7 protein-coding genes are annotated in these 8,924 nt (G+C 44.2%); 4 read left to right on the top strand and 3 right to left on the bottom strand.

What is annotated here, in order from left to right; genetic code table 11:
* Nucleotides 1-402: 402 nt before the first annotated feature.
* From O9300_RS18655 to O9300_RS18640, 4 genes are all read left to right on the top strand, one after another.
* The gene (locus tag O9300_RS18655) at nucleotides 403-1,017 is read left to right on the top strand and encodes a LapA family protein (RefSeq protein WP_287973309.1); all 615 of its coding nucleotides are present in this window, start codon (nucleotides 403-405) and stop codon (nucleotides 1,015-1,017) included.
* 224 nt (nucleotides 1,018-1,241) lie between these two features.
* Nucleotides 1,242-2,453, top strand: coding sequence for an RNA-guided endonuclease InsQ/TnpB family protein (locus O9300_RS18650; protein WP_287973304.1), 1,212 nt, complete (start codon nucleotides 1,242-1,244; stop codon nucleotides 2,451-2,453).
* A gap of 49 nt (nucleotides 2,454-2,502) precedes the next feature.
* Entirely contained in the window at nucleotides 2,503-3,027 is a 525-nt protein-coding gene (gene ilvN / locus O9300_RS18645) for an acetolactate synthase small subunit (protein WP_287672273.1), read from the top strand.
* A 250-nt stretch (nucleotides 3,028-3,277) separates the two neighbouring features.
* Complete coding sequence (locus tag O9300_RS18640; RefSeq protein ID WP_287973302.1) at nucleotides 3,278-5,530, top strand: PBP1A family penicillin-binding protein; 2,253 nt, start codon at nucleotides 3,278-3,280, stop codon at nucleotides 5,528-5,530.
* A 184-nt stretch (nucleotides 5,531-5,714) separates the two neighbouring features.
* Here the strand turns inward: O9300_RS18640 and O9300_RS18635 are convergent, their stop codons facing one another.
* The 3 genes from O9300_RS18635 to O9300_RS18625 all read right to left on the bottom strand — a co-directional run bounded on the left by O9300_RS18635 (nucleotide 5,715) and on the right by O9300_RS18625 (nucleotide 8,794).
* Entirely contained in the window at nucleotides 5,715-6,497 is a 783-nt protein-coding gene (locus O9300_RS18635; RefSeq protein ID WP_287973301.1) for a calcium-binding protein, read from the bottom strand.
* A 524-nt stretch (nucleotides 6,498-7,021) separates the two neighbouring features.
* Nucleotides 7,022-7,555, bottom strand: a complete 534-nt coding sequence (pgsA, locus tag O9300_RS18630; RefSeq protein ID WP_287973300.1) for a CDP-diacylglycerol--glycerol-3-phosphate 3-phosphatidyltransferase — start codon at nucleotides 7,553-7,555, stop codon at nucleotides 7,022-7,024.
* Between the two features lie 144 nt (nucleotides 7,556-7,699).
* On the bottom strand, nucleotides 7,700-8,794 hold the full coding sequence (locus O9300_RS18625) for a fatty acid desaturase family protein (RefSeq protein ID WP_079209805.1): 1,095 nt from the start codon (nucleotides 8,792-8,794) through the stop codon (nucleotides 7,700-7,702).
* Nucleotides 8,795-8,924 lie beyond the last annotated feature (130 nt).

The raw sequence follows: 8,924 nt of genomic DNA, 5'->3' as shown, positions 1-8,924 counted from the left end.
TTTGCGTACTCTTCTTCAAATTTTTCCCAGGGAATTAAGTTGGCCATAATAACCCAACGGTTTTCATCTGATAGTTTTCCGCTCCTCGGGCAGTTCAAATGATTCGGGTTCTGATGGAGTTGCGGTCGAGATACGATACATTTGTACTGAATAAAAAAAAGTGCTTGGCTTTTAGTGTATTTTACCTTTTTTTGGGCCTTTTTTCTCGACTTTATTGAGTCGAAACCTTTTTCCTATCGGCATTTCAGGCTTTTTCAGCAAACCCTAATTAGTTAGTTAGTTATCTTTATCTTTATACCTGTTTGCTGATTACTGTTTACTGATCACTGTTTACTGATCACTGTTTACTGTTTACTGTTTACTGATCACTGTTTACTGATCACTGAATCAAGGGAGGTAAAAATGGGCTGGATTATGGTCTTATTTGCGATCGCTGTGGGCGGATTACTGATCTGGCAGAATCTGGGGGCGATCACTTTGGTCTTTTTTGGCGGTATTATGACGGTAAAACTGCCCCTAGCTGTCTGGGTGTTACTTTTCACCCTGGCGGGAATTATCAGTGGTTTAACCCTGCAATTTCTCTATAGTTTTGGTCGTCCTTTGGCCGCCCCAAAAGCTTCCCCTCCTATAGCCAATAATCCTCAAGTCCCACCCCCATCTCCCCGACCTACCTATATTCAAGATCGCGCCGCTTCTCCACCGGGTAACGATTGGGAAAGAGATAGCGGTGATGATTGGAATTTTGATACACCCCCCGAAAAACCGACTACCATTCAGGATCGGGAAGAATTCCCGCCTAGGGTTGCTGATGGGGAAAAAACGAATTTTGTCAAGCCTCCACAGGACAGTTCTCAAACTGGCTCGGTTTATTCCTATAGTTACCGCACGGCCAAACAGACTCGCGGGGAAAAAGCCGATCAAGTTTACGATGTCAATTATCGGATTATTACGCCCCCTGCTCACGATGAAAACGAAGATCGGGAGGTAAACAAAGCGGATGAAGAAGAGTGGATTTAATTTTCCCTTCGACGTAGCTCAGGGCAAGGATAGAGTAGAGGTTCCTTCCTACCCAAATAGCTCAGAGAAGACAAACTGTTGTGGCCTTGCCCCCTGTCTTACCGAAAACTTGGGTTTAAGGTTCCCCGCCATGCCCGCGTAGCAGAGGGCGGCTTTTAGGTGATGGGTTGTCAGTTTAATATTTAATGTGTTAAAATAAGTTTATTCTTAAAATTTTAGAGTAAATGTTTGTCCTAGAGTTTAAAGTTGAGGCTAAATTAAAACAGTATCAGGCTATAGACGATGCTATCCGCACCGCTCAATTCATCCGTAATAAATGCTTAAAGTATTGGATGGACAACAAAGGTGTAAATAAGTATGATCTATCAGCTTATTGTCGAGTTTTGTCCCATGACTTTAAATTTGCTAGTCAATTAAATTCTCAAGCAAGGCAAGCATCGGCTGAAAGGGCATGGTCTTCTATTTCCCGTTTCTTTGACAACTGTAAGCAGAAGGTAATCGGAAAGAAAGGCTATCCTCAGTTTAAAAAGTTTTCCTGCTCGGTTGAATACAAAACAACAGGATGGAAGCTTCTTAACCCTAAAACCATTCATTTCAGTGATAAAAAGGAGATTGGAACACTTAAACTAAAAGGGACTTGGGACTTAGGATACTTTCAGCAGTCTGACATTAAACGAGTTAGGCTTATTAAACGTGCTGACGGCTATTATTGTCAATTTGTTCTCTCTTGTGAAGTAAAAGAGGATGTTAAACCATCAGGTAAGTGTATCGGAATAGATGTGGGATTAGCTTCTTTTTATACTGATCATGAAGGTAATAAAGTTGACAATCCTAAATTTTTAAAAAAGTCCGAGAAAAGATTAAAACGACTTCAAAGACGATTATCTAAAAAGAAAAAGGGAAGTAAAAATCGTCAAAAAGCTAGACAAAGATTGGCTAAGGCTCATCTTAAAATAAGTAGGCAACGTAAAGACTTTGCTGTAAAGTTAGCAAGGTGCGTAGTTCGCTTCTTAGATGTGATAGCCCAGGTCGATTTAAGAATTAAGAACTTAGTCAAGAATCATTGTTTAGCTAAATCGATCAATGATGCGGCCTGGTATCAGTTTCGAGAATGGCTGGAGTATTTTGGGGTTAAATTCGGCAAGATAACGATTGCTGTCCCACCGAACTATACAAGCCAAAACTGTTCAAACTGTGGTGAAGTTGTTAAAAAATCTTTATCGACTAGAACCCATCAGTGTAAGTGTGGGTGTGTTTTAGATAGGGATGAAAACGCCGCTATTAATATCCTTAAAAAAGGGTTAAGTACCGTAGGGCATACGGGAACTTTTGGGCTAGACCCGATGAACGCTTGGGGAGAGAATACCTCTACTTTTTCAGAAGTAATTCTGTCTAAGCAAGTAATCTCTTGGAACCAAGAATCCCCGTCGCTTTAGCGCGGGGAGTGTCAAAATGGGGAAATCTAGGTTGTGTAGATAGAGCGCCATGAAACACACATTATCCGTATTAGTTGAAGATGAAGCGGGAGTCTTAACCCGTATTGCTGGATTATTCGCCCGTCGCGGCTTTAATATTGAAAGTCTGGCCGTGGGTCCTGCCGAACAGCTGGGAGTTTCTCGGATTACGATGGTAGTACCAGGAGACGAGGACAGCATCGAACAGTTAACCAAACAACTTTACAAATTAATTAACGTCCTCAAGGTGCAGGATATCACCCAAACCCCCTGTGTGGAAAGGGAATTAATGCTGATTAAAGTTAATGCTACCGCCGAGCGCCGAGCGGAAGTGATCGAATTAGCGCAGGTATTCCGGGCGCGGATTGTGGATATTTCCGAGGAAACCCTGACCATCGAAGTGGTGGGGGATCCGGGTAAAATGGTGGCGATTATGCAAATGCTGAATAAATTTGGCGTTCGCGAGGTGGCCCGTACCGGTAAAATTGCTCTGATTCGCGAGTCGGGAGTCAATACGGAATACCTCAAAGCTTTAGAGGCTAAAATGTCAATTTAGGGATATTGGGTATGAATTGGGAATTGGGGAATTGGGGAGATGGGGTGTTAGGGTGTTAGGGTTTTAGGGTGTTAGGGTTTTAGGGTGGTCACTGCGTGCGCGTTGCGGGGGGTGTTAGGGTGTTGGGGTTTTAGTTGAAATTCCCCACTTCCCCATTCCCCCACTTCCCCACTTGCCACTTCCCCATTCCCCCACTTCCCCATTCCCCCACTTGCCTATTGCCTTCAGAAGCTGATAACTGATAAAAACTATGTCTAAGCAGTCGCCGAAAACCCAAATTAGTCAACTTGTCACCGTTGCCGTGCAGAAATTGCAAGGAAAGGTAAATTTTCAGGCGGTAAATCTCAAAAAAGGGGCGAGAGTTCCCGAATTACGCCTTAAAAACGAGAATGGCAGCGGGGAAAGCAAATATCCCCTTATCGGCGATCGCTATTTGTTGGGTCGTAGTTCCAGTTCCTGTGATATTACTATCCGTAATACCGTGGTGAGTCAGATTCATTGTTCCCTCCAGCGTGACCCGAAAAATCCCCATCATTTCCTGCTCACAGATGAAAACTCCACCAACGGGGTTTATATGGGTAAACGTCGTCTCAAAAGCGTTTCCCTGCGTCATGGTGATAGCTTTACCCTGGCCCCCCCAGACTTAGCCAATTGTGTCACCATCTCCTATTACTGTCCCCCTCCCCTGTGGGCGCGACTTTTGCGCTATGGTTTCTATGGTGCGGGTGGTATTTTCGGTTTATTAGTTTTAGCGGTTATCTGGGAAAGTCGCAAAGTTAATGTTTATCCACTCCCTTCCGGGGTAAGCGGTCCGGTGGTGGTTTACCCTAGGGATGGTCAAACTCCCCTCAATCCCATTCGACAGGAAACTCACCGAGAATTAGATAATCTGGGCGATTTTTCTCCCTATCTGCCCCAGGCGGTTGTCGCTTCCGAAGATAGTCGTTTTTACTGGCATTTTGGCGTTGATCCTTTGGGGATTGTCCGGGCAATTATGATTAATTGGCAAGGTCAAGGCATTCGTCAAGGGGCCAGCACCCTGACTCAACAGTTAGCGCGTAGTTTATTCCCCGAAGTCGGTCGCCAAAATACTGCCGATCGCAAACTCCGGGAGGCTGTGGTCGCTTTACAATTAGAAGCGGTCTATAGTAAGGATACAATTCTCAAAACCTATCTCAATCGAGTTTATCTCGGTCTGGCCGGTTACGGTTTTGAAGATGCGGCCCGCTTTTATTTCGATAAATCCGCTAGAGATTTAGATATCTCCGAGGCTGCTACTCTTGTGGCTATGTTACCCGCCCCGAATCGATTTAATCCCATTCAAGATTACGACACTTCCGTACAATTACGCAATCGTGTCATCGATCGCATGGCTCAATTAGGCATGATTTCCCCGGAAGCGGCCGCCAGCGCTCGCAGATCCCGCATTGAAATCAGTCCCCAAGCCAAAAAATCCCTATCTAGTACGATTGCACCATATTTTTATAGTTACGTTTTCGAGGAATTACAGGACCTTTTAGGGGAAGAAGTGGCCAAAGAGGGCAATTTTATCGTTGAAACCAGTTTAGACCGCCGGCTGCAAGCGATCGCAGAAAAAAGCTTAAAAAATAATGTCTTAAAGCAAGGACCCCGCTATCGATACTCCCAAGGGGCTTTAGTTACCCTAAACAGTCAAACTGGGGAAATTCTCGCTTTAGTCGGGGGAGTTGATTATCAAAAAAGCCAATTTAACCGCGCTATCCAAGCTAAACGTCAACCCGGTTCCACTTTTAAGGTATTTGCTTATGCTGCCGCCCTAGAACAGGGAATATCGCCCTATAAAACCTATACCTGCGCTGGACTCTCTTGGCAAGGACAAGCCTATTCTCCCTGTGAACGCAGTAGCGGGGGGGTCAATATGTTTCAAGGTTTAGCGCGATCGGAAAATAGTGTCGCCCTTCGCATTGCTCGCGAGGCAGGATTAAGTAATGTGGTCAATGTGGCGGAACGTTTGGGGGTCAAATCACCTTTAAATCCCGTACCGGGGCTAATTTTAGGGCAAAGCGAGGTAAATGTCTTGGAAATGACCGGCGCTTATGGGGTTTTTGACCATGGCGGGCGCTGGAATCGTCCCCACGCCATTAAACGCATTCTCGACGCTTCCGACTGTAAAAATGTGGAGGATTTGAGTACCTGTCGGGTTATTTATGACTATGGCGAGGATAACGATAGAAATCAGCAGGTAATCTCCCCTAAAACCGCCGAAACGATGAATAGTTTATTGCGGGGGGTGATAACTAATGGTACAGGAGGTGCTGCTAGTATTGGCATGGGAGAAGCGGGTAAAACGGGAACTACGGATAATTATGTGGATCTCTGGTTTATCGGTTATCTTCCCCGGCGCGACTGGGTGACAGGTATTTGGTTAGGGAATGATAATAATTCTCCCACTGCGGGCAGTAGTCAACAGGCAGCCAAGTTATGGGGCGATTATCACCGTCAGTTAATCACTACACAAAACTAATCCCAATGACTCTCAAGCTCAGACCCATTTTAACCGTCTATCCTTAAGATTGGTGGAAGGAACCACAGAGACACAAAGGACACAAAGATTAGGTTTGTTAATTCTTCTTCCCATCTAATCAGAATTGGGTGGGTTAGTGACAGCGTAACCCCCCCAACTGGACTACTTTATTGGGGAGATGAAGTTAAATAAAGTTAGCAGTTGCCAGATTATCAGAGTCAACCCCACTCAAAAGAACTGAGGAAGCGTTGGCTGAAAAAAGACCCCCAGTACCTTGAATAATCAGCGCAGATGAGCCATCAGTCCCATTAGCGACAATGGTGAAGACATTACCACTAACGGTGCCAGAGAGGTAGTAGTTCGTACCACTAACCAGGCCACCAGTAGTTTGAGCAAGGCCAATCGCCGATGTCGGTAATACGCCGCCAGCACCTTGAATGTCAAGCTGATCTCCCGTTGCACCGGGCTTAAAGTCTGTAATGATATCTAAGCTATTGTCGAAAGTGATGGTCATACCAACGGCAAAAACACCGGTACTACTTACAGCTGTTCGCGCAGTACTCTGCGCGGTTCCCTGGACAAATCTGTTCACATCAGCCCCACCTGTCAGCGTATCGGAACCAGCGCCACCCAATAGGGTATCGGAACCAGTGCCACCGATTAGGGTATCGTTTCCCGAACCACCGTTTAGGCTATCGTTTGCATTGCCACCCAATAGGGTGTCGTTTCCATTGCCACCCAATAGGGTGTCGTTTCCCTCGCCACCGTTTAGGCTATCGTTTCCCTCGCCACCCAATAGGGTGTCGTCACCTTGAACGCCACCCAATAGGGTGTCGTTTCCATTGCCACCGATTAGGGTATCGTTTCCATTGGCACCGTTTAGGCTATCGCCGAAAGCACTGCCTGTAATGTAATAGGGAGCCGTGTTGGAGAGTGGTTCGATCGTAGTTTGACCCTCGATGGACATATTCTCCAAATTTATTGGTGTCGTACCTGCGGCTTTCGTGTACGAAGGACCGTTGGGGTTGATTTTTAGTATATGAGTGCTGGGAGCCGTAGATCTAACAAAGGTATTGGTATTTGCTAACAGGGAAAATTCCTTGGAAAAGCCCCCACCGTAAGCGGAAAGGGTTGCGCTACTAACATCACTGGTCGTTCCGTTGAATAATCTCCAAACCGTATCGCCGTTATCGAAAACGCCAATGGAAGTGAGATTATATGTACCAGTGGCTGTTGTCGACAGAGAAATAGGGGTATTAGCATAGGAGTCCAAGAACTGGGCAACTGTTAATTGCACACCAACCGTGAAACTAACAGGGGTTGTGGAGTCAGCAAAAGATATAGTGATAGTGGACATAGTTTTTTTTTGAGTGGTATGTTTGAACCTGAGGATTTTGACAATATTCTACCCGATTATTACACACCCAGAAAAAAATGCAACCTTTTTCTCTTGGTTTGTTTCCTGAATTGTTGCTAATGGTTAAATTTTTATCAATTTTGGGTTAATTTTCGGCTGGGTGTGACATAAATCACGCCAGAAATTAAAGTTAATGTCACCGATAGCCAAAAGGCAATCTGAGAAATTAAGTTATATTCAGAAGGCAAGGGAGCAATTAAGAGAGCGATGGCGACAATTTGGCTGACTGTTTTGCTTTTTCCCCACCAATTAGCCCCTTTTATGTCACTATTTCCTGTTAAATTCGGATTAATACGCCAACCAGCGATCGCTAATTCCCGAGCGAGAATCAAAAATACTCCCCAAGCAGCAATTAAATCCATTTCAATCAGAGCTAAGAGGGGAGCGAGAACCAGTAATTTATCGACCAAAGGATCGAGAAATTTACCTAATTCGGTGATTTGATTTAATTTTCGCGCTAGATAACCATCGAGCCAATCGGTGCTGGCAGCAATCAGAAAGATAATTAAACTTAACCAGCGATCGATTTCTGTGCCTTGGTGCAACCAGTATAAAATTAATGGCAGTCCCAAGAGTCGCGATAGGGTAATCGAGTTGGGTAGGTTCATTTTTCAGTGATCAGTAAACAGTAAACAGTCAACAGTAATCAGTCAACAGTAATCAGTAAAAAGGCAGCTGCGAGCTTGTCGCTTAATACTATTCACTGAAAACTCACACCTGATCACTGATAACTGATAACTGATAACTGATATTTAGCTGGCTAATTTGAGATCGAAATTACTTTGTTTATTGCCTAATTGTCTGAGCCAACGATAATTATAAGCTAAAGCACCTCGCAGGGTGGGATAAACGGCATAATTAACGCCAAATTCTTGGCAAACTTCCGCTAAGATTGGGGCAATTTTGGGGTAGTGAATATGGCAAATTTGCGGAAAAAGATGGTGAACAACTTGATAATTTAATCCCCCTAAATACCAATTTAAAAAAGCATTTTTAGGAGCAAAATCTACGGTAGTTCGCACTTGAAAGATTGCCCATTCGTCTTCGATTTGGTTAGCTGCCGAGGGTTGAATAAATTCGGCGGGTTCCAAAACGTGAGCTAACATAAATACATGACAGGCAAGCACTCCATAGGTCATAAAAGCAATGAGAAAACCGATCGCTATTTCTAGGGGACTATAACCAACTAAGAGAGGAATGCCAATAAACCAAAAGAGATAAACAAGTTTTCCGCTCAATAAAACGAATAGATCGATCGGTTTAGGATTGGGAATTTTAATCTCGCCAAAACGATGACCAAAGAGAATAGAGCGCACATCGGAGAATGACCAATAGATAGGAATTATAGCGTAGAGAATCGGGATAAATAAATGTTGATAACGATGATACCATTTATGCTCGGCATGGGGAGTCATTCGCACGATACCATCGCCGTGAATTTCCACATCGTACCCTAAAACATTGGTGTAGGTATGATGGAGATAATTATGACGAAAACGCCAGAGATAACTGGAAGTACCGATGATATAATCGTAGCTCATGCCAAGGAGAGAATTAACCCATTTTTTACTAGAATAGCCGCCATGGTTAGCATCATGACCAATGCTAAAACCGATTCCTGCTAATCCTCCCCCTAAAACCATGCAACCGATAATTTTTAGCCACCAGATATCTGGACCAAAAAGCACAAATAGCCAAGCGGCAATTACCCAAGTTAAAATCGTGATCGTCTTCAGGTACATGGCAAAATTATCTCTGGTGGGGATGCCGTTTTCGGTAAAATAAGCATCAACCCGTTTATTCAATTCCTTTCTAAAACCCTGATTTTCGGTAAAAGTTACTCGCATTCCTAATTTTTGTCCTAGAAGTTGATATGACGGCTATTTGTGGCAGCTCAGAGTGAATTTATGAGTCTTGTACTGGTTTGCTAAGGCTGTCTCACTATAACTGATAATTTCTCATCAGTCCCTCATCTAT

Origin of the sequence: Microcystis sp. LE19-195.1E, assembly GCF_027532095.1 — a bacterium.
GTDB lineage: Bacteria > Cyanobacteriota > Cyanobacteriia > Cyanobacteriales > Microcystaceae > Microcystis > Microcystis aeruginosa.
This window is presented reverse-complemented; position numbering and strand designations above follow the sequence as displayed.

What these genes read in the sequence shown, in the direction of transcription:
- O9300_RS18655 (WP_287973309.1), top strand. Translation starts at nt 403, where the DNA reads ATGGGCTGGATTATGGTCTTATTTGCGATCGCTGTGGGCGGATTACTG.
- pgsA (WP_287973300.1), bottom strand. Translation starts at nt 7,555, where the DNA reads ATGAACCTACCCAACTCGATTACCCTATCGCGACTCTTGGGACTGCCA.
- O9300_RS18640 (WP_287973302.1), top strand. Translation starts at nt 3,278, where the DNA reads ATGTCTAAGCAGTCGCCGAAAACCCAAATTAGTCAACTTGTCACCGTT.
- O9300_RS18650 (WP_287973304.1), top strand. Translation starts at nt 1,242, where the DNA reads ATGTTTGTCCTAGAGTTTAAAGTTGAGGCTAAATTAAAACAGTATCAG.
- O9300_RS18635 (WP_287973301.1), bottom strand. Translation starts at nt 6,497, where the DNA reads ATGTCCATCGAGGGTCAAACTACGATCGAACCACTCTCCAACACGGCT.
- O9300_RS18625 (WP_079209805.1), bottom strand. Translation starts at nt 8,794, where the DNA reads ATGCGAGTAACTTTTACCGAAAATCAGGGTTTTAGAAAGGAATTGAAT.
- ilvN (WP_287672273.1), top strand. Translation starts at nt 2,503, where the DNA reads ATGAAACACACATTATCCGTATTAGTTGAAGATGAAGCGGGAGTCTTA.